The following is a 21,241-nucleotide window of genomic DNA, read 5'->3' on the forward strand; positions in this document are numbered from 1 at the left end:
ACAGTAGGGGAGGGCACCGACAAATCAGTGTCTTGCCCCGGCCGTGTCGCCAGGCGCCCCACACCGCCTTCTCACACCTGCCCGTAGGCTTTGCCCGTGTTCTCCCAGCCAACGCCGCTGGACAGGCCGGTCGGCCCGTCCGGTTTGCTGATCTTCCGGATCAGGGGAGTGCCGGTACTGCTTGCTCCATCCTGGTGGTTCGGCGCCGCCGCCGTCGTGTTGTTCTACCTCCCGATCGTCGTGCACCAACTGCCCGGGATCCGGCCGCTCGGCGCGCTGCTGATCGCCGCCGCGTTCGCGCTGGCGCTCGGGGTGTCGGTGCTGCTGCACGAGCTTGGCCACTGCGTGGTCGCGATGTGGCTGGGGCTGCCGGTCCGCCGGGTGCGGCTGTTCCTGCTCGGCGGGGTTTCCGAAATCGGCCGCCCACCGCGCCGCCCGCGGGACGAGGGCTGGGTCGCGGTCGCGGGCCCGGTGGTGTCGCTGCTGCTCACCGGCCTGTCCACGCTGCTGTGGCTGTACACCCCGCCGCACACCGCGTTGTGGCTGCTGGTCGCCCAGACCGCGGTCGCCAACGCCGCGGTCACCGTGTTCAACCTGCTGCCAGGGCTGCCGCTGGACGGCGGCCGGGTGCTGCGGGCGGTCGTCTGGTCGGCCTGCGGACGCCGCGAGATCGGCACCAAGGCGGGCGTGGTCGGGGCCGTGCTGGTCGCCGCCCTGCTCGCGGCCTGGGCGGTGCACGGCGTGCTGACCGGCGCCGACGGCAAGTGGGCGCGGCTGGTCATCTCGCTGGTGATGATCGGCTTCATCGTGGTCGGCGTTCGCGGCGAACTCGACGCCGAACGCCGCCGCGACGTGCCGGAGCACCTCACCCTGGCGGGCGTGGTGCGGCCCGTGCTGCAACTGCCCGCCGAGACCCCTGTCGCGGACGCGCTGTCGGCCGCCGCGGGCCGCGGCGTGGTGCTGGTGCGCTCCGACGGGGTCGCGGTCGGCCTGCTCGACGAGCAGAGCGCCACCACCCTGTCCGCGCAGTCCCCGCTGGCCCCCGCCGAGCGCGCGGTGGAGCCGATCAGGGCGGACACGGTGCTGCTGGAGTCCGAGCCGTTCGAGGAGATCATCGACCGGGTCCGCGAAACCGCGGCCTGGCAGTTCCTGGTGGTCGACGCCGAGGGCCGCCCCAGCGGCGTCCTCCGCCGAATCGACCTGCGCGACGCCCTGGACGCCCGCTCCTGATCGCAGGGTCCTAAACTTGAAGATCACACCGTTACGAAATGATGGGATGTGCGTGGTCAACAACAGCGGGCCGTTCCGGCCGGGCGATCGTGTGCAGCTGACCGACCCCAAGGGGCGGCGGTACACGATCGTGCTGGAGGAGGGCAAGGACTACCACACCCATCGCGGTGCGATCGCCCATGATCACCTGATCGGCGCCCCGGAGGGCAGCACGGTCACCTCGGTGGCCGGGACGACCTTCCTCGCGCTGCGGCCGCTGCTCAACGACTACGTGCTGTCCATGCCGCGCGGCGCCCAGGTGATCTACCCCAAGGACGCCGCCCAGATCGTCATGTACGGCGACATCTTCCCCGGCGCCAGGGTCCTGGAGGCGGGTGCCGGTTCGGGCGCGCTGACCTGCTCACTGCTACGCGCGGTGGGGGAGAAGGGCAGCGTCACCTCCTACGAGATCCGCGATGACCACGCCGAGCACGCCGAGCGCAACGTGCGGCAGTTCTTCGGTGAGCAGCCGCCCAACTGGACTCTGCACGTCGGCGACCTCGCGACGCACACCGGCGAGGTGGACCGGATCGTGCTGGACATGCTCTCCCCGTGGGAGCAACTGGACACCGTCTCCAAGGCACTGATCCCCGGCGGGGTGCTGGTCGTCTACATCGCCACGGTCACCCAGCTGTCCCGGATCACCGAGGCGATCCGGGAACAGCAGTGCTGGACCGAGCCCGAGGCGTGGGAGACGCTGGTCCGGCCGTGGCACGTTGTGGGCCTTGCGGTGCGGCCGGAACACCGGATGGTGGCCCACACGGCTTTTCTTCTCACCACGCGACGGCTTGCGGAGGGCGTGACCACGCCCAAGCCGCAACGCCGGCCAAGCAGGGGGTAGTCGGGGAGGCCCCGACATCACCGGTATACCCGCGGCCGGACGACCACCATGCCCGGCACTTGGGTGAACCGGGATCTACCCGGTTTCGAAGTACCTGGCCATCCGGGTCTTGCGTTCGCGTTCCGCCACATCCAGCAGGCGCGGCGTGCTCGCGGTCTCCGAGTTGTCGATGGCCTTCTTGAAGTCGTAGATCGTCGCCGCGACCGAGGCGGCGACCACACCGAACACGATCGTCGACCAGACATTGAGCTGGGAGAGCGGATGATCCCCGATCACGATCTCATCCGCCCACTGCGTCGAGCGGAACACGAACACCGCCAGCACACCGGCAGCGGTGGCGACGAGGAACGTGAGCAGGCCGTTCTTGCCGTCGCCGCCGTTGCGGCGAAACGCCCAATCCCAGGCGTACTTGAGCAGGTCGGTCAGTTTGACGATCAGGACGCCGAGGACCAGCGCGGTCGAGATGACCGTGCCTGCTGTCGCAGGGTTCATGACCCTCCCCCTCTCGCCCGTGGGAGACCAGCCCTCTCAGGCTGCGTCAGCTGTGATCGCGGCCACAACCAACCTCACCTGCTCGGCGCAGCACGATCAGCCGGTTGGCGTCGGTTTCGCCGTGGACTTCGGCGTCGACTTCGAGGTGGGCTTGGTGGTGGGTGCGGCGGAGGAGTCCTTGGTGCACAGCACCCAGCTATCGGACTGCTTGACCAGCGGGATGCTGATCGACTCCTTCTTCTGGCCGGGCACGGTGCTGTCGAACTCGGCGCTGCCCTTCTCGCCCTGCACCGAGACGGTGCTGACGCTGATCGTGAAGCCCGCGATGGCGCGCATCTCCTCCGACGTCGGCGGGTTGGTCTTCTTTTTCTCCTCCAGGGAGGCGACCGACTTGCGGATGTTCTGCTGCGCGGTCGGGCACAGCAGGTGGTCCATCTTGCTCGGGTCGAACTGCAGCTTGCGGAACTGCTCCTGCCACACCGTCGCGTACTCCTGGGCGACCACCTTGGGGTCGCTGACCGGCTTGGACTGCGCGGTGTGCCCGCCACCCGCCGTGGGCTTCGGGTCCTTGTCCATGAACAGGAAGTACACCCCGGAGCCCGCCCCGCCCAGCAGCGCGATCACCAGCAGGACCACCCCGATGATCAGCCCGGTCTTCTTCTTCGGGGGCTGCGGCTCGGGCTCGCTGCCGAACCCACCCGGCCCGAAGCCCGGGTCGTAGCCGCCGACCGCGGGCGGCGGGCTCGGCTGGTACCCGTGCTGAGGGCCGAACTGCGGCGCACCCTGGCCGAATCCCGGCTGTCCGCCCTGGTACGGGTTGGGCTGACCGTAAGGCTGCTGCCCGTACGGGTTCTGCGGCGGGTGGCCGCCCTGCGGGCCCTGCTGCGGTGGATAGGTCACGATGATCCCCCGGTGGTGATGGTCTTGGCCGGGGCAGCATCACCCATCAAGACCATTCCTGTACGCGGAATGGTCAAACTCGGGCGAAGAACGTGACAAAAAGCAGAACCCGCCGCGGAAAACTGCGACGGGTTTTGCGAAAACGCGTGCTCAGGAGCCGGTGCCGGAGGGCAGCTTCGCGCCGCAGACCTTCCAGTCGCCGTCCTCCTTGACCAGCGTGTGCTCCAGCTTGTGGCTGCCTGCCCCCCGAGTGGTCACCTCCAGGGTGAAGCTGCCGCTGTCACCGCTGGTCTTGACGCCCGAGACCGTGGCTCCCACCGGCTCGAAGGTCTTGGTCAGCTCCTCCAGCTTCTGCCTGTCGAAGGTGGGGACCGGGAAGGAGGGGATCGTCATGCCCGGGGGCATGGACTTCTGCAACTCCTCCATCTGCTTGCGGGCCTCCTCCTGCGACTTCCTGAGCTCCTCCTCGGCCTTCTTGAGCTCTTCGTCCGCGTTGCGTCCCGCCAGCGACTCGATCTTGGACCGGTCCGAGGCGCACAACGCGCCCAGCATGCCGTCGCGGTTCTTCTCGACCATCGAGGTGGCGTAGGTCTGCGCGACCTTGTTGGGGTCGGAGCTTCCAGCGCCGAAGACAAAGATCGCGCCAATCACCAGGGCGATCACGACGAGCAGCCCGACGCCGCCGAGAATCCAGGGCAGCGGGCTCTTCTTCTTCGGCGCGGGCGCGCCGGGAGTGCCGAAGCCGGGTTGGCCGTAAGGGTGCTGCCCGTACTGGCCTTGCGGCTGGCCGGGGGCGTCGAAGCCCTGCGGAGGCTGGCCGTAGGGCTGCTGCGGGGCGCCGTAGGGCTGGCCGTAACCGGGCTGGGGGCCGGTCTGCGGGCCCGGCTGGGGCTGCCCGTGCGGCGGGAATCCGCCCTGGGGGGTCGGCTGGCCGTAGGGCTGCTGCGGTTGCTGCCCGTACGGGTCCGGTTGGCCGGGTTGCTGCGGCGGATAGGTCATGGCGCCCCCTCTGGGCCGGTCTGATCTGCCAAACGGCTGGCTTGAATGATGTCGCTATGCCCCATCCGCCACGCACCGGGGTGCTGCGTTCGGGCGAGTGGTACAAAACCGGCAGTTCACAGGTAACGATCTGGTTTCGCAGGCCCGATCCGTCCCGTCTGACGGGACAGTCATCACCTCCCCTGGAACTCCGCGTTATTGCCAGGAAGACTCCTGGGAACCACGTAGGTGACTATTGGGAAAGAGCTGGACCTGTGTGCGACGCAACGTAGCGCTGATCCGGTTCCGCTGACCACTGAGATGGAGTAGCTCGTCCGGCCGAGTGGGCGGTTGTTGACCACGGCACGCCCGGGTGGCCCAAGAGATACCCATCTTGTCGGTGATCGCCGGTACCGTTGGCGTTCTCAGTAGCAGCACGGGAGGAGGGTGCCGACATGCAGCACGACCGTCCCGGCAGCCGACCCGAAGAGGGCGGCGAGCGGAACACCGGAAGCAGCTCGGCCGAATTGGCCGCGCAGATCCGTTTTCTCGAAGATGAGGTGGCGCTGCTGCGCCGCAAGCTGACCGAATCGCCTCGGCACGTGAGACTACTAGAACAGCGTTTGGCCGAGGCAACCAACCGGGTCAGTCAGCTGACCGAGCGCAACGCGAAGCTGGTCGACACGCTTCGCGAGGCGCGCAGCCAGCTGATGGCGCTGCGGGAAGAGGTGGACAGGCTCGCCCAGCCGCCCAGCGGCTACGGCGTGTTCCTGGCCCGCCACACCGACGGCACGGTGGACGTGTTCACCGCGGGCCGCCGGATGCGGGTGGCGGTCTCACCCGCGGTCGAGACCGACGAGCTGGCCCTCGGCCAGACCGTCCGGCTCAACGAGGCCCTCACGGTCGTGGAGGGCGGTTCATTCGAGCGCACCGGCGAGGTGTGTGCGCTGCGAGAGGTGTTGGCCGGCGATGGTGAGGTCGCCGGGCATCGTGCTCTCGTGGTCGGACACGCCGACGAGGAGCGCGTGGTCTGGCTGGCGGACCCCTTGGTGGACTCTCCGCTCAAGGCAGGCGATTCGCTGCTGGTGGATACCAAGGCGGGCTATGCCTACGAGCGGGTGCCCAAGGCCGAGGTCGAGGATCTGGTGCTGGAGGAGGTGCCCGATGTCGACTACCGCGACATCGGTGGCCTGTCCCGGCAGATCGAGCAGATCCGGGACGCGGTCGAGCTTCCGTTCCTGCACGCCGAGCTGTTCCGCGAGTACCAGCTCCGGCCGCCGAAGGGAGTCCTGCTCTACGGACCTCCCGGCTGCGGCAAGACGTTGATCGCCAAGGCGGTCGCGAACTCCCTCGCCAAGCAGGTCGCGTTGGCCCGCGGTGATGAGGACGGTCAGGCCAAGTCCTACTTCCTCAACATCAAGGGCCCCGAGCTGCTGAACAAGTTCGTGGGAGAGACCGAACGCCACATCAGGCTGATCTTCCAGCGCGCTCGGGAAAAGGCTTCCGAGGGCACCCCCGTGATCGTGTTCTTCGACGAGATGGACTCGATCTTCCGCACCCGAGGAAGTGGTGTGTCCTCGGATGTGGAGACCACCATCGTCCCGCAGCTTCTCAGCGAGATCGACGGTGTTGAGGGGCTGGAGAACGTCATCGTCATCGGTGCGTCCAACCGGGAAGACATGATCGACCCGGCAATCCTGCGTCCCGGTCGGCTCGATGTGAAGATCAAGATCGAGCGTCCGGACGCCGAGGCGGCCAAGGACATCTTCTCCAAGTACCTGATCACCGGCCTGCCGATCCACGCCGACGACCTCGCCGAGTTCGGCGGCGACAAGACGGCGTGCATCGAGGCCATGATCCAGCACACCGTGGAGCGGATGTACGCCGAGACGGAGGAGAACCGCTTCCTGGAGGTCACCTATGCCAACGGTGACAAGGAAGTGCTCTACTTCCGCGACTTCAACTCCGGCGCCATGATCCAGAACATCGTGGACCGGTCGAAGAAGGCGGCGATCAAGGCCGTGCTGGAGACGAGGCAGCCGGGTCTGCGCGTGCAGCACCTGCTGAACGCCATCGTGGACGAGTTCGCCGAGAACGAGGACCTGCCCAACACCACCAACCCGGATGACTGGGCACGTATCTCGGGCAAGAAGGGTGAGCGCATCGTCTACATCCGGACCCTGGTCACCGGGAAGAACCAGGAGTCCGGTCGGGCGATCGACACCACGACCAACACCGGTCAATATCTGTAACTTGTTGATCAAAGCCTGCGCCCCGGCCCTGTGGACCGGGGCGCAGGTGCGTTTGCGCCCCGGTAACGCCGCGTATAGTTCGTGATTCAACTGTTATTCGGGTCTTGACAGTATTGAAAATGTTCATGAAGATACTTCATGTCCATTGTCAACGCCGCAGGGAGCGAACCGGACAATGCGCATCAGCACACCATTCCGATTACCATCTCCCAAACAAGTGATCGGGGCGCTCAGCGTCCTGCTCACTACAACGGTTTCGACGGCCACGGGTTCCGCTGATCTACCGAACAAGGTGGAAGCCCCTGGTGCCCACGCGGAACCGCCGGGTGCGGGGTCGGCGCAGGTCGCTGGGGGGCGCGCCGGACACGCATCGCATTTCACCTACGGAGCGACGGGAGCACCGGAAAAAACTCGGACCGGTATCGACCGTTTCTTCACCATCACCTGCCGCTACAGCCACGGCAGGCCGGATGACCCAATTGTTTTTCCCGAGGAGCCAGGAAAGTCACCTAAACACGTGTTTTTCGGAAACACCTCGACGCGAGCCGCGACTACCGCGGAAAGTCTTCGGGAGTCACCGCTCAGCACCTGTGACGAGACCAACGACGCCTCCGCCTACTGGGTCCCCGCGCTGTACGCGGGCGGCCGCGAGGTCACCCCGGCGTTCGTATCGGCGAACTACGAGGCCCGCGACAAGAGCGGAGTGCAGCCCTTCCCGCCCGGCCTGCGCATGGCCATCGGCGACGCGACAGCCACCGCGCCCCAGCCGGAGTCGGTGGTCAAGTGGAGCTGCGACGGCGAGGAGAACGGCGGCTCGTCGAGCGCCGTTCCGCAGTGCGGCTCCCGCCGCTTCACCACGCTGCGGATGTCCTTCCCGGACTGCTGGGACGGCCGCAACACCGACAGCACCACGCACAACTCGCACCTGGCCTACAGCCGCGACGGAGCCTGCCCGCAGGCCTTCCCGGAGAAGGTGCCCGGCCTGACCCTAGTCTTCGGCTATCACCTGCCGAACGACCGCGAGGTCAGCTTGGCGGGCGGTCGACCCCCGACCGCCGCCTACGCCGAGTTCATCAACGGCTGGCAGCAGTTCGTACTGGACGGCTACGCGTCCTACTACCTCGGCTGACCGCTCCCCGGGGAGCCCGCGCGGCTCCCCGGGGAGTTTTCAGGTCAGTCCGCCGCGGCGGGGGTGTGGCGGCGGGACTGGAGGACGAAGAAGCGGCCTGCGACGAATGCCGGGTCGGTGAGACTGGCGCTGGCGGCGGGATTGGCCGCACTGCCGTGGAAGTCGCTGAACGCGGCGCTCTGGTTGACGAACACGCCCTGGGTCAGGTTCTCCGACAGGTGCACGCCCGCGTCCAGCGCGGCCTGCTCCGCCTCGGTCAACACCTGCTCCTCGGTGGAGTACACCGAGGCGGTCAGCGCGCCGTGCGCCTTCACGGTGCTGCGCAGCAGATCCAGCGAGTGCGCCGTGGAGTCAGTGCTGATCACGAACGAGATCGGCCCGAACCACTCCCGGCGGTAGGTCTTCTCCTCCGAGGCGTCCAGCTTGACGATGATCGGCGTCCGCACGGTGGCATTCGCGTGCTCGGGATGCTCCAGCGACTTGGAGGCCAGCGCCACCTCGCCAAGCCCCGCAGCCTGCTCGAGGCGCTGCTTGACGCCGTCGTTGGCCAGCGCGCCCAGTACGTCCACGGCGCGCGCCGGGTCGCCGAGCAGCTTTTCCACCGACCCGGCCAGGTCGCCCGCGAACTCCTCGGCGGTCTTGGTGCCCTGGTCGGTGCTGATGCCGTCCCGCGGCACCAGGATGTTCTGAGGGGTCGTGCACATCTGGCCGCTGTAGAGCGACAGCGAGAAGGCCAGGTTGCGCAGCATGCCCTTGTAATCGTCCGTGGAGTCCACCACGACGGTGTTCAGGCCCGCCTTCTCGGTGTAGACCACGGCCTGCTTGGCGTTGGCCTCCAACCAATCGCCGTACTCGGTGGAGCCGGTGAAGTCCACGATGCGCACGTCGGCGTGCAGGGCGAGGTCGCTGGCGATCTTCTCGCCGGGTGCCTCCACGGCCAGGGTGACGAGGTTGGGGTCGAAGCCCGCCTCGGACAGCACATCGCGGGCGATCTTGACGCTGATCGCCAGCGGCAGCACGGCCTTGGGGTGCGGCTTGATGATCACTGGGTTGCCGGTGACCAGGCTCGCGAACAGGCCGGGGTAGCTGTTCCAGGTCGGGAACGTGTTGCAGGCGACCACCAGCGCCACGCCTCGGGGCACCACGGTGAACTTCTTGTCCATCCGCAGCGGCTCGCCCTTGCGCGCCGGCTTCTCCCAGCGGGCCCGCTGCGGCTGGCGGACCTGCTCGGCGTAGGCGAAGGCCACCGCCTCCAGCGCCCGGTCCTGGGCGTGCGGTCCGCCCGCCTGGAAGGCCATCACGAACGCCTGGCCGGTGGTGTGCTGCACGGCGTGCGCCATCTCGAAGCTGCGGCCGTTGATCCGGTTGATGATCTCCACCGCCGCCCCGGCGCGGGCCTGCGGGCCGGCGTCCCGCCATGCGGGCAGCGCGGTTTTCGCGGCTTCCACCAGCGCGGCGGGGTCGCTGTGCGGGTACTTGACGTTGAGCGGGGTGCCGTAGGGGGAGACCTCGTCGCCCACGGTGCCCCGGCTGCCGGGTTGGTCGAGGTTGAACTCGGAGTTCAGGTACGCCTCGAAGGCCTTCTGGCCTACCTCGGCGGCGTCCTCCCCGTACACGGACTTGCTCGGTGATTCCGGGTACTGACTGAAGTACTCCCTGGCATCGATGGCCGCTACGGCCCGGTCGAGCAGCTCACGATGCCGCTCGAAGAAGTCCACTGCCACGAGTTCTCTCCCTGCAGACGTCGCTGTCCAGCAATCCCACCCTAGCTACGCTTGTGACACTAGACCCTCACGCAAGCCTCCAACTGACACATCCTCCCCGAATCAGTGTCCGAATTCCGCCAGTAACGCCGTTACTCCCCGATCTTGGACACTAATTCGGGAGAGGAGCGCCCGCCCGTCCGCCACGAATGGCCATGCGGGGTCGGCCAGGCGGGAGTGGAGCTCGGCGAGGGACATCCAGCCGCCAGAGGCGATCTCTTCGGGCTGGTGGATCACCGGGCCGTCCCAGAATGCCTGGTAGGCGTGCATGTGGATGCGGCACGGCGGCCTGTCGAAGCGGTCGGTGAACAGCGGTTGGAGAGCGACGTCGCGAACACCGAGTTCCTCGGCAAGCTCGCGGCGGGCGCAGTCGTCGGGGTCCTCGCCCGCTGCCACGACGCCGCCCGCCCAGCAGTCGTACTCGCCTGGCGCGATGTCCTTGGTGTCAGTCCGCTTGTGGACGTACACCGACCGGCCGTCACCCGAGCGGAGCAGCACGTAGGTCGCGGCATGCCACAGACCCTCGGCGCGCATCCGCCATCTCGGGGTGCTGCCGATCACCTGGCCTGCGGCGTCGTGGATCGCGACAAGTTCCTGTGCCGGGGTCACACCCCGATGCTGGCACAGGGGTTGTACGACTGCGGGCTGATGTTCCGGGCGCCTGCTTGCCCCCGAGGGCTGATCCACGTCCATTCGCCCGCATGATGTGCTCTGACCAGCGCAGTTCATAGCTTCAATCCTGCATTCACCACCGAACCAGGGGAGAAGCAGTGACCAGCGCACCGCCCGCGATGACAGCGCCGACGCAGCTCCGCATCGCCGCCCGCACCGTCAACCTCACCAAGACCTACGGCAAGGGCGAGGCCGCCGTCCGGGCACTCGACGAAGTCTCCATCGACATCCACGCAAGCAAGTTCACCGCGATCATGGGGCCGTCGGGCTCCGGCAAGTCCACGCTCATGCACTGCCTGGCCGGGCTCGACACCGCCGATGGCGGTCAGATCATGCTCGGCGACACCGAGCTCACCCGGCTCACCGACCGCCAGCTCACCACGCTGCGCCGCGACCGCGTCGGGTTCGTTTTCCAGGCGTTCAACCTGCTCCCGCAGCTCACCGCGGAGCAGAACATCCGGCTTCCGCTGGACCTGGCGGGCAGGCCGGTGGACCGCCCCTGGCTGGGTCAGCTGGTGGACATCCTGGGGCTGGCCGACCGCCTGTCCCACCGCCCCGCGCAACTCTCCGGTGGCCAGCAGCAGCGCGTCGCCGTCGCCCGCGCCCTCATCACCCGACCCGAGGTGGTGTTCGCGGACGAGCCGACCGGCAACCTGGACTCCCGCTCCGGCCAGCAGGTGCTGAACTTCCTGCGCCGCTCGGTGCACGAGTTCGGCCAGACCGTGGTCATGGTCACCCACGACCCGGTGGCCGCCTCCTACGCCGACCGCGTAGTCCTGCTCGCCGACGGCCGACCCGCGGGCGAGATTTTCCGGCCCACCCCGGACACCGTGCTGGACGCCCTGAAGCGGCTGGGGGCCTGAGACCGTGATCGTGCTCCGCACCGTGCTGGCGGAAATCCGCCAGCGCCCCAGCAGGCTGCTGCTCACCGGCTTGGCCGTCGTGGTCGCCACCGTGTTCGCCGCGGGCACCCTGCTGATCTCCGACACCGCCCGCGCCGCGATCACCGCGCAGGGCAGCGACACCCCCGCCGCCACGGATGTGGTGGTCGGTTCCGACGGCGGCGCCGAACGCCTCGACGATGCGACCGTGGCGCGGCTGCGGGCCATCCCCGGCGTCCGCCAGGTCGCGCCCGTCGACTTCGCTTCCGCGCCGATGGCCAAGAGCGGCGATCGGTGGATCGTGCTCTCCGACCCCGGCAGCGGCCCGCTGTCCAAATACCCGGTCGAGCTGAAGTCACCGAATCAGGTTCTGGTGTCGGAGAAAACCGCACAGCGCGAAAACCTCAAGACGGGCAGCACCATCGAGGTGCCTGGTGCCGACGGCAGCACCCGCACGGTCACCGTCGCGGGCGTGGTGAACGTGCGCACCGACATCGGCGGGATGATGATCGCGCTGCCCGAATTCGGCAGGGCCATCTCGGGCGCCACCGGTTGGGAACGTGTCAACATCGCCGCCGAACCCGGCAAGGCCGACGCCGTGCTGGGCGCCGCCAAGGACATCGCAGGCACCACCCCGGTCCGAGCGGGCAAGGACGTGATCGCCGAGGAGATCAAGGACAACCTGCGGCAACTCGACGCCGTGATCATCGGGCTCGGTCTGTTCGTGGCCATCGCGATGTTCGCCGCGGCGGTGGTGGTGTCCTCCACGTTCCGCATCATCGTGGCGCAGCGCAAGCGGCGCACCGCACTGCTGCGCTGTGTCGGCGCGAGCAGGGGACAGGTGCTGCGCTCGCTGCTGGCCGAAGCCGCCATCACGGGCGCGGTGGCAGGTCTGATCGGCGTCGGCATCGCTATTCTGCTGGGCTACGCCGTGATCGGCGTGCTCGACTCGCCGGACTTCCCGATGCCCGCGCTGGCGATCTCGCTGTCCAGCATGCTGATCTGTATCGGCCTCGCCACCGTCGTGACGACCCTGGCCGCGGTGGTGCCTGCCGTCGCGGGCACAAAGGTGCCGCCGGTCGCGGCCCTCGGTGCCAGCCAGCAAACCGACGCGGGCGCACCCCGCAAGACACCCCGCCTTGTCCTGGGCGCGGTCTTCCTCGCGGGAGCGGTGGCGCTGGCGGTGTTCGGGCAATTGGACGCGGAATCCTCAAGCGGCGCCGAGCCGCGGATGTTCGCCACCGCGGCCTCGGGCATCCTGACCTACGCCGCACTGCTCGCGATCGGGCCGCTGCTGGTCCCGTTGCTGGCCAGGGTGATCGGCCTGCCGGTGAAGGCCGTCGGCAGGGTGCCCGGCCGGATGGCTGTCGGCAATACCATCAGGGTGCCCAAGCGCACCGCCGCCGCCACCGCCGTGCTCACCCTTGGCGTGACGCTGCTGTCCTCGGTGCTGGTGGTGATGTCCTCCGGCCAGGCCTCCGCGAACGCCTCGTTGGACAGCGAGTTCCCCGCGGTCGCCATGCTGAGCACGAACAACCCAGAGGATCGCATTCCCTCCCAGGTGATCGACAAGGTCCGCGCCGTGCCCGGCGTGACCGCCACCGCGCCGGTCTCCGGGCTGGAAGCCGAGGCGAACGTGGCAGGCAAGACCGCGGCCACATACCTGGCGGGCATCGACATGGGCGCCTACCCTCCGCTGGCCGCCACGAAGATGGCCGAGGGCAACCTGGCGTCGTTCGTGCCCGGCACCGTACTGGTCAGCGCCGCACAAGCGAAGCAGTCGGGCCTCAAAGCGGGCGACGCGGTGACGCTGACGGTGGGGGAGCGGCGGCTGGAGTTGAAGGTCGCCGCGGTCCACCGTGGTGCGGGCGTCCTCGGCGACTTCGCCGTGAACCTCCCCGATCTGCGCCGCCTGCAACCTGATACGGGCATCAGCCGGCTGCTGGTCGACGCCAAGGGCGCCGACGTCGAGGCGATCCGCCGTGCCCTGACCGAGGCGATCGGCACCACGCCGGGCATCGCCCTCGATCTGCCCGCCGACATCCGCGCGTCCTACGAGAGCGCCATGCGCAACGTCACCTACGTCGCGCTCGGTCTCGTCGGCATGACCGTGCTGGTGGCGGTCGTCGGCGTCGGGGTGACGCTCTCACTGTCCGTTGTGGAGCGAACCCAGGAATCCGGCCTGCTCCGCGCGCTGGGGCTGCACCGCAACGGCCTGCGCTCCATGCTCGCCTGGGAGGCGGTCCTCTTCGGCGGCTTCGCCGCCGTCGTCGGCCTCGGTCTGGGCATCGCCTACGGCATGCTCGGCGCCCGCGCCATGGGCATGGGCGATGTGCTGACCATCCCGACCGGACAGATAGCCCTGGTCGGCGGCGGCCTGCTGACGCTGGCCCTGCTGGCCGCGGTCCTGCCCGCCCAGCGTTCGGCCAAGGTCGGCCCGCTCCAGGCAATCACCGCCACCTGATCCCCTCGTGAGTGCGCAGTGGCGTTGGAACTGCGCACTCACGAGCCCTGACCTGCGAAGGAAGCTCCGTTGAACCCGTCCACCCTGCTCCGGCTTGCGCTGGCCGAACTCCGCACCCGGCCTGGACGCGCCCTGCTGCCCGGCTTGGCACTGGTCGTCGGCATCGCCTGCCTGATCGGCTCCCAACTGCTCAGCGGCGCCTTCGAGAGCACCCAGACCGAGGGCGCGTCCCAGAAGCCGAGCAGCGTCACGCTCACCGTGCGACGACCCGTCGACTTCGACGCGAAACCCGCGCCGTTGGACGCCGGGCTGGCGGCACGTGTCGCGAGTGTGTCCGGAGTGGACAGAGTCGTGCCGGTGCGCACCGCCGAGGTGGATGTGCTGGAACGCGATGGCAGGGCGGGCAACCAGGCGCGGATGGAGATCGAACCGGCCGAATCGGGCTTGCGCCGCGTGCCCATCTGGCAGGGCCGTGCCCCGGAGGCGGACAACGAGGTGGCGGTGGACCGCGTCCTCGCGCAGCGCCTCGGCCTGCAACCGGGTTCACTGCTGGACCTCGCCGACACGGGCGGCCGCAAACTTCAGGTCGCGGTCACCGGCGTCACCGTCCGCGGCGCGGGCACCCAGGAACCGCTGCTCGTGGGTGGCCCGCTGCTGGCGGCCAAGCTCAACCCCGAGCCGACCACCAAACAGTTCGACCTGGTCCTGAGCCCGACCGCCGACCCGGCCGCGGTCCGCTCCGCCGTCGCCACGGTCGCAGGCGGCAACGACGTCATTCCCGCGGCCACGGCATATCGGGCGAACGCCGAAGGCGCCGACATCCTGCTGCTGTTCAGCATCCTCGCCCTGGCCACCGCGGTCGTCGTCGCGGTGTCGGCCTACCGCGCGGTCTACCTCCAACGCCAACGTCAGACCGCCCTGCTGCGCTGCGTCGGCGGCCCCCGAGGCCCGCTGGTGGTCGCCAGCCTCATCGAGGCCACCATCACCGGCGCCCTGGCAGGCGTCATCGGTGTCCTCGCCGCAGGCCCGCTGGCCACGGTGCTGGCAGGCCTGTTGGACGCCACCGGCGTCTCCGCGCTGCTCGGCTCCGCCCAACTGACCCCAGATCTGCTGCCCTCGGCGGGCCAGACCGTGACCGGTGTGATCATCGCCGCCGTCCTCTCGGCGGGTGCTGCACTCCGCCCCGCATTGGCCGCCTCGCGGGTCAGCCCGCTGACCGCCCTCCGTGACTCCGACGCCGAAGCCACCGACGGCGCCCTGTCCCCACAGGCCAGGGTCTTCGGCTGGCTCCTGGTCGGCTTCGGCCTGCTCCTGGCGGCACTGGCCATCCTGACGAAGGGCACCGCGGGCGCGCTGTTCGCGATCACGTTCTCGGCGATCAGCATGGTGTTCGGCCTGTTCTGGTCCTTCGGTGCGGTCACCATCCCCGCCCTGGCCAAGCTGATCACCCTCAACGGCCGACTCGGCGGCCCCACCGCCAAACTCGCCGCCGCCGAGGTCCGCCGCATGCCCCAGCGCTCCGCCGCGGTGGCCCGCCCCCTGGCCGCCACCGCCTCCCTGCTCGTCTTTGCCACCGTCCTACTCGGCACCATGACCAGCGCCCTCGCCGACTTCCGCGCCGAGCCCCAACCGGACGTGGTGGTCTCCGACACCGGCACACGCCCGCTGCCCGTCCAGGCCGTCCAGATCGCCACCACCCACCCGGACGCCGCGGGTGCGGTCGCCATTCACCGCGCCGAGGTGACCATGCGGGGCATCGAACGCGAGCAGACCCTGATCGGCGTCAACCCCGCCGCCCTGCACGCCATGCTCACCGGCATCGGCCAGCCCGCCCCCCAGCTCACCGCGAACGGCGTGCTGGTCGCCGACTACCTGGCCGACCGAGCCGAACTCCGCGAAGGCGCCGAAGTCACCGTCGCCGGCCTCCCCGGCAGCCCCCGCACCTTCCGCTACCTCGGCAGGCTCCCCGAGGCCGTGACCGGTGACCTCGCGATCGCCGACGAGACGATCAGTCCCACCACCTCGGTCCTGGCAGCCCTAAAACCCGGCGCCGACCCCAGCCACTACCGCGACGCCATCACCGCCGCCACCGCCGACCATCCCACCGTCCGCGCCCAAACCAAGATCGACAAGTACCGCGAAGAAGACGAGAACATCCAGCTAGGCCTCATCCTGTTCGCGGTCCTGCTGGGCTTCTCCGTCCTAGTGGCCATCGCCGGAATCGGCATTACCTCCTCGGTCTCCGTCTGGGAACGCCGCCGAGAACTGGGCCTGCGCCGAGCCCTCGGCATCACCCGCGCGGGCCTGCGCTGGGGCGTCATCGGCGAAGGCACCCTGCTGGCGGGCGCGGGCATCATCGGCGGCGGCCTCACCGGCGCCATCTACGCCGAACTCGCCCTGATGTCGCTCAACCAATTCGTCTGGCCCAACGCCTCCTGGACCCTCCTGGCAGCCAGCGCAATCACCGTCCTCGCGCTGGCGGCCGCCTCAGCCGCCTTCGCAGCCCGCAGCGCCGTCCGCATCCCGCCCGCCGCCGCCCTGGCGACTGGCTGATCAAGGAGCCTCGCCCTGGAGGTGATACGCCCTGGCCCGCTCAGGAAACAGCGAGATCAACCGCCTCAGCCGGACCAGCCGGAACTTGATCCGCAGCACATCCAGATCGTCACTCGACTCACTGGACACAGAGTCCGCGTCGATCCGGATGACACCGAGCCTGCGTCCTTTGCGGACCAGCCACGGCAGCAGCGGGGAAGCCCGGATGGCCTGCTCCACCTCCGGCAACGCCGCGATGGCCACCCCCTTCGTGCGCCTGTCCACCGCGATCACCGCGTACGGCAACGGCCCGACATCCTCCAGCGTGATCACCGTGTCCGTGTCGTAGCGATGGCGGAGGTCGTAGTTGCCAGCCGAATCGGTGTAGCCACTAACCCCACGAAAGGTCGAAGTAGAGCCGGCGGTGAATCGCATACCCCGATACTCGCCCCGAATCCGCAGGCTATGCGTCTCGCCGATATGCCGCGCTTCACCCAGCCGCGGATGGGAGAACCGCTCCTCGAACTCCCATCCGCTCGACCCCGCCGAACCGCCGAGATTCGCCCCGCTGACTTTGGCGATCACATAGACCAGCACCGGAACGAAGACCACACCGACAAGGACGTAGAGCCACCCGCCGGACACCGCCTCAGCCCCGCACCGGTTCCGGCGGATCGTTGCGCCGGGTGCCGCCGCGCACCATGCCGATCACGCAGAACACCATGAGCCACAGGCTGAGCACGCCGAACAACACACCGAACACCAACTGCGCCACCTTGCCGCCGGACCCGGTGACCACGGTCTTGCCAGAGCTGTCCAGCGCATCGAGACGGCCGTGGACCACTTCACCCTCACGCTGGTTGGCCAGCGTGACCTCCACCCGCCTGCCATCGAGCTCGTAGTAACCCTTGGCGGGATGTTCGTTGCGGAACCTCTCGTCGAAGTACCGCCCCTGGGTGACGTGAACCGTCACCGGCTCACCAAAGCCGAACACATGGCTCCCGCCGGACACCACCATGAACAGGCTGCCGGCGAGCATCAGCGCACCGAACAGCAGACCGCACAATCGCAGCAACATGTCCGTCCCTCAGATGTCCAAGCGATCGCGCACTTCGTCATCGGACTGGTCCTGCCCGGTCGAACCGTAGTCGACGGCCTTCTTGCCACCCGCGACGTGCCCGACGCCCTTGCCGAGCCCCTTCATCGCATCGAACTCATAGCCCTCACCGGCCTTGTGGCTGATCCCCACCGACTCGCCCACCCGCTTGCGTGCCGACTCCGCGAGCGTGTCCCGAACCAGCTTGCCGCCCTCACCCCGCGCCATCGACTGCTGAAGATCGGCGAACGCCTTGCTGCCCTTGGCATCCATGAACTTCTGCGGCGCACTCTTGAGAAACGCCTGGATCTTGGTGAAGAACTCGCGGATCTTGTTCAGGATGTTGGTGAGCCTGCTGGTGGTCTGAGCAGCCTTGCTCGCGGTCGTGCCCGCCTTCACCGTGGTCGCCGCGCCCGCCGCCGCCGTGGACCCACCACAGGTCGGCACCGCCGCCGCCAGCGCCGCCACCCACGTGATGATCAGCCACTCCACCAGGTCGGTGAGCAGCCCCTTGATGAAGTCCTCCACGACCTTCATCAGCATGCTGCACACCTGAAGCAGCATGGCGATATCACCGGACTTGTCCGCCGCGCCCTGCACTCCCTGAGCGAACTCCGCCAGCCGCGCCCGCGCCGCGTCCCCCGCCTCACCCTCCCAGGCGGACAACTCGGCCTGCATGTCCTTCAGCAGATCCTGAGCGAACTTCTCCAACTCCTTGCCCGAGTCCCCGAACTCCTTCGCCGCCACACTCAGCGCCTCGGGATTGCCCGACACCAAATTGATCGCCTGCTTCAACGGAGTGCAGATATTGATCAGAAACCCCAGCCCCTGCCCGATAAGCCACCCCAGCGGATCGGACGCGATGCTCGTGATCGACATACACGACGAGGTCAGCGACGTCACATCCTGCGCAATCGTCCCGACGTCCTTGCCCGTCGCCACGTCATGGATCAGCTTGTACCCGGGGCCGGCAGGCCCCGGCATGCTCTCCAACACCTGATCGCCATAGTTGCGCCCCGGACTATGCGAAGCCCCAAGCGTCTTACCGACCGAATCGGCGTTACGCCCGCCGTCCAGCAGGGAATCACTGGTGGACATCACTTGCCTCCCACGGAGGGCGCCTTGGCCCCGGAGTCGAGATCCTGCTGCGTCTGGCTGAGGCTGAGCCCGATCTTCTCCTCAGCCGCGCTGTAGGCATCAGCGCAGGACTTCAGCTTCTGCCCCGCGCTCTGCGTACCTTCACCGACCGCCTTCAGGTACTCACGAAAGTCGTCCATCATCGACCGGTAGAACGTCCACGCGATCGGTTGCCCGATCAGCCCCCACGCCACAGCGGGCAACTCGGCGGCGGACACCTTCGCCGACACCGCCTCCGCCCGCTTCCCGAATTCGCCGGAAACCTTCCCGCCAAACCCCTCGATCTTGCCGATATCGGCCCGGAACGCCCCACCCATCAGTCGTCCTCCCGGTTGTACAGGTTGTCCAGGTACCCATCGCCTGCCCCCCGCGGCGGCCCACCCGGCCGCTGCTCCCGAGCGTCCGAGGCGGGCGCAACCGACTCCCGCAACTCCTCGACCGGCCGCCCCAACACCTCCGCCTGCGTCTCCAGCACCTGGTCCAACACGTTCAGGTCGTCTCCGACGAACTGCTGCACAACCGCCGCCTGCTTCCGCGCCGCAGCGGCAACCGCCTCCTGCAACGTCGACATCACCAAACTCGACAGCGCCTGCGGACTCCGTCGCAGCGCCTCATCGGTAAAGGAAACCCCGGTCACCGCCCCACCAGGCCCCGCCTTGACGGTCACGCTCCGATCCGGCGAACTCACCGAAACCTCGATGCCCGCCATCTCCTGCTGCATGCCCTCATACCGACTCAGCCGCTCCTCACCCCTGGCGACATTCGCCTGAAACCGCTCAAACTCCCGCACCAATGTCTCGAACTCGTCGGACACCCGGTCTCCTCGACCTAGACCCACACCGTCGGCAGACATCCTGCTCCATCCGCAGCAACGCCACCCGCGTTTCGGTCGAACTCCGTGCAGACAACTGCCCTGATCCATCTGATGGGCTCACATAGACCTGTCATCGAGATGAGTCGAAAGCTGTTTCGAGGTCTGTTCCGCCGCCAAAGCTGCCGCAACGACAGTTGTACGCAACGAGGTGCGGCCGAGTCACAGCTTGTCGTTGCCGGTTCAACAATGCGGCTTGGATTGCGCCGTATCGGACCGTGACTGTCTCGGGGGCGCGTTTGACCGAATCGGATCGGTTCGCTCCCGCTTGAGGGCGATCTTCGATCGTGACCACCCGAATGGATGCAGTCGTGCCTATGCCCGAAGTTGTGTGTTTGGCCAGGTATTGCGCCGGGATGACGGGGCTGCCCCGTAGGGTGGGGGCATGCGGCGGATCATGGGAACCGAGGTGGAGTACGGCATCGCGGTGCCGGGCGACCCCACGGCGAACCCGGTACTCACCTCGACTCAGGTTGTGCTGGCCTACGCGGCGGCGGCGGAGATTCCGCGGGCTCGGCGGGCGCGGTGGGACTACGAGGTGGAGTCTCCGCTGCGAGACGCGCGCGGGTTCGACCTGTCGGCGCCCGGTGGGCCGCCCGCGGACCCCGATGTGGATGACCTGGGGGCGGCGAACGTCATCCTCACCAACGGCGCGCGGCTGTATGTGGACCATGCGCACCCCGAGTACTCCGCTCCTGAGGTCACCAACGCACGGGATGCGGTGATTTGGGACAAGGCGGGGGAGCGGGTGATGGAGCAGGCCGCGATCAAGGCGGCCACCGTGCCCGGGCAGCCGCAGTTGCAGCTGTACAAGAACAACATCGACAACAAGGGCGCCAGCTACGGCACGCATGAGAACTACCTGATGGCGCGGAGCACGCCGTTCACGGCGGTGATCAGCGGGTTGACGCCGTTCTTCGTGACGCGGCAGGTGATGACCGGGTCCGGCCGGGTGGGCATCGGGCCTACCGGGGAGGAAGCCGGGTTCCAGCTCTCCCAGCGCGCCGACTACATCGAGGTCGAGGTGGGGCTGGAGACCACCCTCAAGCGCGGGATCATCAACACCAGGGACGAACCGCACGCCGATGCGGACAAGTACCGCAGACTGCACGTGATCATCGGGGACGCGAACCTCGCGGAGTACTCGACCTACCTCAAGCTGGGTACCACGGCGCTGGTGCTGGACATGATCGAGTCCGGGAAACGGTTCGACGACCTGCGGCTGGCCGACCCGGTGCGGTCGGTGCACAAGATCAGCCACGATCCGACGCTCAAGGTGAAGGTCGAGCTTGCCGACGGGCGGAAGTTCACGGCGCTCGACGTGCAGTTCTCCTACCACGAGCGGGCCGCCGAGTACCTGGACCGCAACGGCGGGGATCGGGACTCCGTGGACGTGTTGCGGACCTGGGGCGAGATCCTGGATGGGCTGGCCCGCGACCCCATGGAGTGCGCCGACCGGCTGGACTGGCCCGCCAAGCTGCGGCTGTTGGAGGGCTACCGGCAGCGGGACGGGCTGGGCTGGGCCTCGCCGCGGCTGCACATGGTGGACCTGCAGTACTCGGACGTGCGGCTGGACAAGGGGCTGTACAACCGGCTGGTGGCGCGGGGCTCGATGAAGCGGTTGGTCAGCGAGAACGAGGTGCTTCGGGCCATCACCAGCCCGCCGGAGGACACCCGCGCGTTCTTCCGCGGACGCTGCCTGGAGCGGTACCCCAACGAGGTGGCGGCGGCGTCCTGGGACTCTGTCATCTTCGACCTCGGCCGGGAGTCGCTGGTGCGGATTCCGACGTTGGAGCCGCTTCGGGGGACGAAGGCACATGTCGGGCAGCTGCTCGAGCGGGCGGAGACCGCCGAGGACCTCGTCAACGCCCTGACCAGGCGTTGAAACCCGCGTTCGACACCGCGGGCTGGGCATGTGAAGATCGAATTTGCATCACAACAGGTACGAGAATGACCGGCTTGCC

General features: G+C 68.2%; 18 protein-coding genes. 8 read left to right on the forward strand and 10 right to left on the reverse strand.

Annotated features, from left to right (window positions below):
• Positions 1 to 96 precede the first annotated feature (96 nt).
• Positions 97 to 1,230, forward strand: a complete 1,134-nt coding sequence (locus ACU6XJ_RS24165; protein ID WP_476316061.1) for a site-2 protease family protein — start codon at positions 97 to 99, stop codon at positions 1,228 to 1,230.
• A gap of 46 nt (positions 1,231 to 1,276) precedes the next feature.
• Positions 1,277 to 2,110, forward strand: a complete 834-nt coding sequence (locus tag ACU6XJ_RS24170) for a tRNA (adenine-N1)-methyltransferase (protein WP_476316064.1) — start codon at positions 1,277 to 1,279, stop codon at positions 2,108 to 2,110.
• A gap of 75 nt (positions 2,111 to 2,185) precedes the next feature.
• Here ACU6XJ_RS24170 and ACU6XJ_RS24175 read toward each other — a convergent pair whose 3' ends face one another.
• The 3 genes from ACU6XJ_RS24175 to ACU6XJ_RS24185 all read right to left on the reverse strand — a co-directional run bounded on the left by ACU6XJ_RS24175 (position 2,186) and on the right by ACU6XJ_RS24185 (position 4,501).
• The gene (locus ACU6XJ_RS24175; protein ID WP_476316066.1) at positions 2,186 to 2,602 is read right to left on the reverse strand and encodes a hypothetical protein; all 417 of its coding nucleotides are present in this window, start codon (positions 2,600 to 2,602) and stop codon (positions 2,186 to 2,188) included.
• Between the two features lie 96 nt (positions 2,603 to 2,698).
• Complete coding sequence (locus ACU6XJ_RS24180) at positions 2,699 to 3,502, reverse strand: hypothetical protein (RefSeq protein WP_476316068.1); 804 nt, start codon at positions 3,500 to 3,502, stop codon at positions 2,699 to 2,701.
• A 150-nt stretch (positions 3,503 to 3,652) separates the two neighbouring features.
• Positions 3,653 to 4,501, reverse strand: coding sequence for a hypothetical protein (locus tag ACU6XJ_RS24185; RefSeq protein ID WP_476316071.1), 849 nt, complete (start codon positions 4,499 to 4,501; stop codon positions 3,653 to 3,655).
• A gap of 434 nt (positions 4,502 to 4,935) precedes the next feature.
• Here ACU6XJ_RS24185 and arc point away from each other — a divergent pair, with 434 nt between their 5' ends.
• Both arc and ACU6XJ_RS24195 read left to right on the forward strand, forming a co-directional pair.
• On the forward strand, positions 4,936 to 6,732 hold the full coding sequence (gene arc / locus ACU6XJ_RS24190; RefSeq protein ID WP_476316074.1) for a proteasome ATPase: 1,797 nt from the start codon (positions 4,936 to 4,938) through the stop codon (positions 6,730 to 6,732).
• 175 nt (positions 6,733 to 6,907) lie between these two features.
• Entirely contained in the window at positions 6,908 to 7,861 is a 954-nt protein-coding gene (locus ACU6XJ_RS24195) for a DUF1996 domain-containing protein (protein ID WP_476316076.1), read from the forward strand.
• A gap of 44 nt (positions 7,862 to 7,905) precedes the next feature.
• Here ACU6XJ_RS24195 and paaN read toward each other — a convergent pair whose 3' ends face one another.
• On the reverse strand, positions 7,906 to 9,585 hold the full coding sequence (gene paaN, locus ACU6XJ_RS24200) for a phenylacetic acid degradation protein PaaN (protein ID WP_476316079.1): 1,680 nt from the start codon (positions 9,583 to 9,585) through the stop codon (positions 7,906 to 7,908).
• 102 nt (positions 9,586 to 9,687) lie between these two features.
• Positions 9,688 to 10,233: an NUDIX hydrolase gene (locus tag ACU6XJ_RS24205; RefSeq protein ID WP_476316082.1), complete on the reverse strand. Its 546-nt coding sequence runs from the start codon at positions 10,231 to 10,233 to the stop codon at positions 9,688 to 9,690.
• A gap of 182 nt (positions 10,234 to 10,415) precedes the next feature.
• On the opposite strand from ACU6XJ_RS24205, the gene ACU6XJ_RS24210 reads away from it, so the two are divergent.
• The 3 genes from ACU6XJ_RS24210 (at position 10,416) to ACU6XJ_RS24220 (ending at position 16,194) form a co-directional block, all read left to right on the forward strand.
• Positions 10,416 to 11,159 carry an ABC transporter ATP-binding protein gene (locus ACU6XJ_RS24210; protein WP_476318611.1) on the forward strand — a complete coding sequence of 248 codons (744 nt, stop codon included), beginning with the start codon at positions 10,416 to 10,418 and terminating at the stop codon, positions 11,157 to 11,159.
• Between the two features lie 4 nt (positions 11,160 to 11,163).
• Positions 11,164 to 13,641, forward strand: coding sequence for an ABC transporter permease (locus tag ACU6XJ_RS24215; protein WP_476316085.1), 2,478 nt, complete (start codon positions 11,164 to 11,166; stop codon positions 13,639 to 13,641).
• A gap of 69 nt (positions 13,642 to 13,710) precedes the next feature.
• The gene (locus tag ACU6XJ_RS24220) at positions 13,711 to 16,194 is read left to right on the forward strand and encodes an FtsX-like permease family protein (RefSeq protein WP_476316087.1); all 2,484 of its coding nucleotides are present in this window, start codon (positions 13,711 to 13,713) and stop codon (positions 16,192 to 16,194) included.
• Here ACU6XJ_RS24220 and ACU6XJ_RS24225 read toward each other — a convergent pair whose 3' ends face one another.
• From ACU6XJ_RS24225 to ACU6XJ_RS24245, 5 genes are read right to left on the reverse strand one after another with little or no spacing between them, the layout of a single operon-like run.
• Complete coding sequence (locus ACU6XJ_RS24225; RefSeq protein WP_476316089.1) at positions 16,195 to 16,818, reverse strand: hypothetical protein; 624 nt, start codon at positions 16,816 to 16,818, stop codon at positions 16,195 to 16,197. It abuts the gene before it with no gap.
• 4 nt (positions 16,819 to 16,822) lie between these two features.
• Positions 16,823 to 17,251: a hypothetical protein gene (locus ACU6XJ_RS24230; RefSeq protein ID WP_476316091.1), complete on the reverse strand. Its 429-nt coding sequence runs from the start codon at positions 17,249 to 17,251 to the stop codon at positions 16,823 to 16,825.
• A gap of 9 nt (positions 17,252 to 17,260) precedes the next feature.
• The gene (locus tag ACU6XJ_RS24235) at positions 17,261 to 18,367 is read right to left on the reverse strand and encodes a WXG100 family type VII secretion target (protein ID WP_476316094.1); all 1,107 of its coding nucleotides are present in this window, start codon (positions 18,365 to 18,367) and stop codon (positions 17,261 to 17,263) included.
• Positions 18,367 to 18,723 carry a hypothetical protein gene (locus ACU6XJ_RS24240; protein WP_476316097.1) on the reverse strand — a complete coding sequence of 119 codons (357 nt, stop codon included), beginning with the start codon at positions 18,721 to 18,723 and terminating at the stop codon, positions 18,367 to 18,369. The genes ACU6XJ_RS24235 and ACU6XJ_RS24240 overlap by 1 nt, the downstream gene beginning before the upstream one ends.
• Complete coding sequence (locus tag ACU6XJ_RS24245; RefSeq protein ID WP_476316100.1) at positions 18,723 to 19,220, reverse strand: YbaB/EbfC family nucleoid-associated protein; 498 nt, start codon at positions 19,218 to 19,220, stop codon at positions 18,723 to 18,725. Before ACU6XJ_RS24245 ends, ACU6XJ_RS24240 begins: the two co-directional genes overlap by 1 nt.
• 442 nt (positions 19,221 to 19,662) lie before the next feature.
• Between ACU6XJ_RS24245 and dop the strand changes: the two genes are divergently transcribed.
• Positions 19,663 to 21,162, forward strand: a complete 1,500-nt coding sequence (gene dop / locus ACU6XJ_RS24250) for a depupylase/deamidase Dop (protein ID WP_476316103.1) — start codon at positions 19,663 to 19,665, stop codon at positions 21,160 to 21,162.
• Positions 21,163 to 21,241 lie beyond the last annotated feature (79 nt).

The sequence above is a fragment of the Actinorectispora metalli genome, from assembly GCF_056323685.1.

Bases quoted from the DNA above. Each gene is read 5' to 3' on its own strand.
- ACU6XJ_RS24185 (WP_476316071.1), bottom strand. From the start codon at position 4,501: ATGACCTATCCGCCGCAGCAACCCGGCCAACCGGACCCGTACGGGCAG.
- dop (WP_476316103.1), top strand. From the start codon at position 19,663: ATGCGGCGGATCATGGGAACCGAGGTGGAGTACGGCATCGCGGTGCCG.
- ACU6XJ_RS24170 (WP_476316064.1), top strand. From the start codon at position 1,277: ATGTGCGTGGTCAACAACAGCGGGCCGTTCCGGCCGGGCGATCGTGTG.
- ACU6XJ_RS24240 (WP_476316097.1), bottom strand. From the start codon at position 18,723: ATGGGTGGGGCGTTCCGGGCCGATATCGGCAAGATCGAGGGGTTTGGC.
- arc (WP_476316074.1), top strand. From the start codon at position 4,936: ATGCAGCACGACCGTCCCGGCAGCCGACCCGAAGAGGGCGGCGAGCGG.
- ACU6XJ_RS24210 (WP_476318611.1), top strand. From the start codon at position 10,416: ATGACAGCGCCGACGCAGCTCCGCATCGCCGCCCGCACCGTCAACCTC.
- ACU6XJ_RS24175 (WP_476316066.1), bottom strand. From the start codon at position 2,602: ATGAACCCTGCGACAGCAGGCACGGTCATCTCGACCGCGCTGGTCCTC.
- ACU6XJ_RS24230 (WP_476316091.1), bottom strand. From the start codon at position 17,251: ATGTTGCTGCGATTGTGCGGTCTGCTGTTCGGTGCGCTGATGCTCGCC.
- ACU6XJ_RS24235 (WP_476316094.1), bottom strand. From the start codon at position 18,367: ATGTCCACCAGTGATTCCCTGCTGGACGGCGGGCGTAACGCCGATTCG.
- ACU6XJ_RS24195 (WP_476316076.1), top strand. From the start codon at position 6,908: ATGCGCATCAGCACACCATTCCGATTACCATCTCCCAAACAAGTGATC.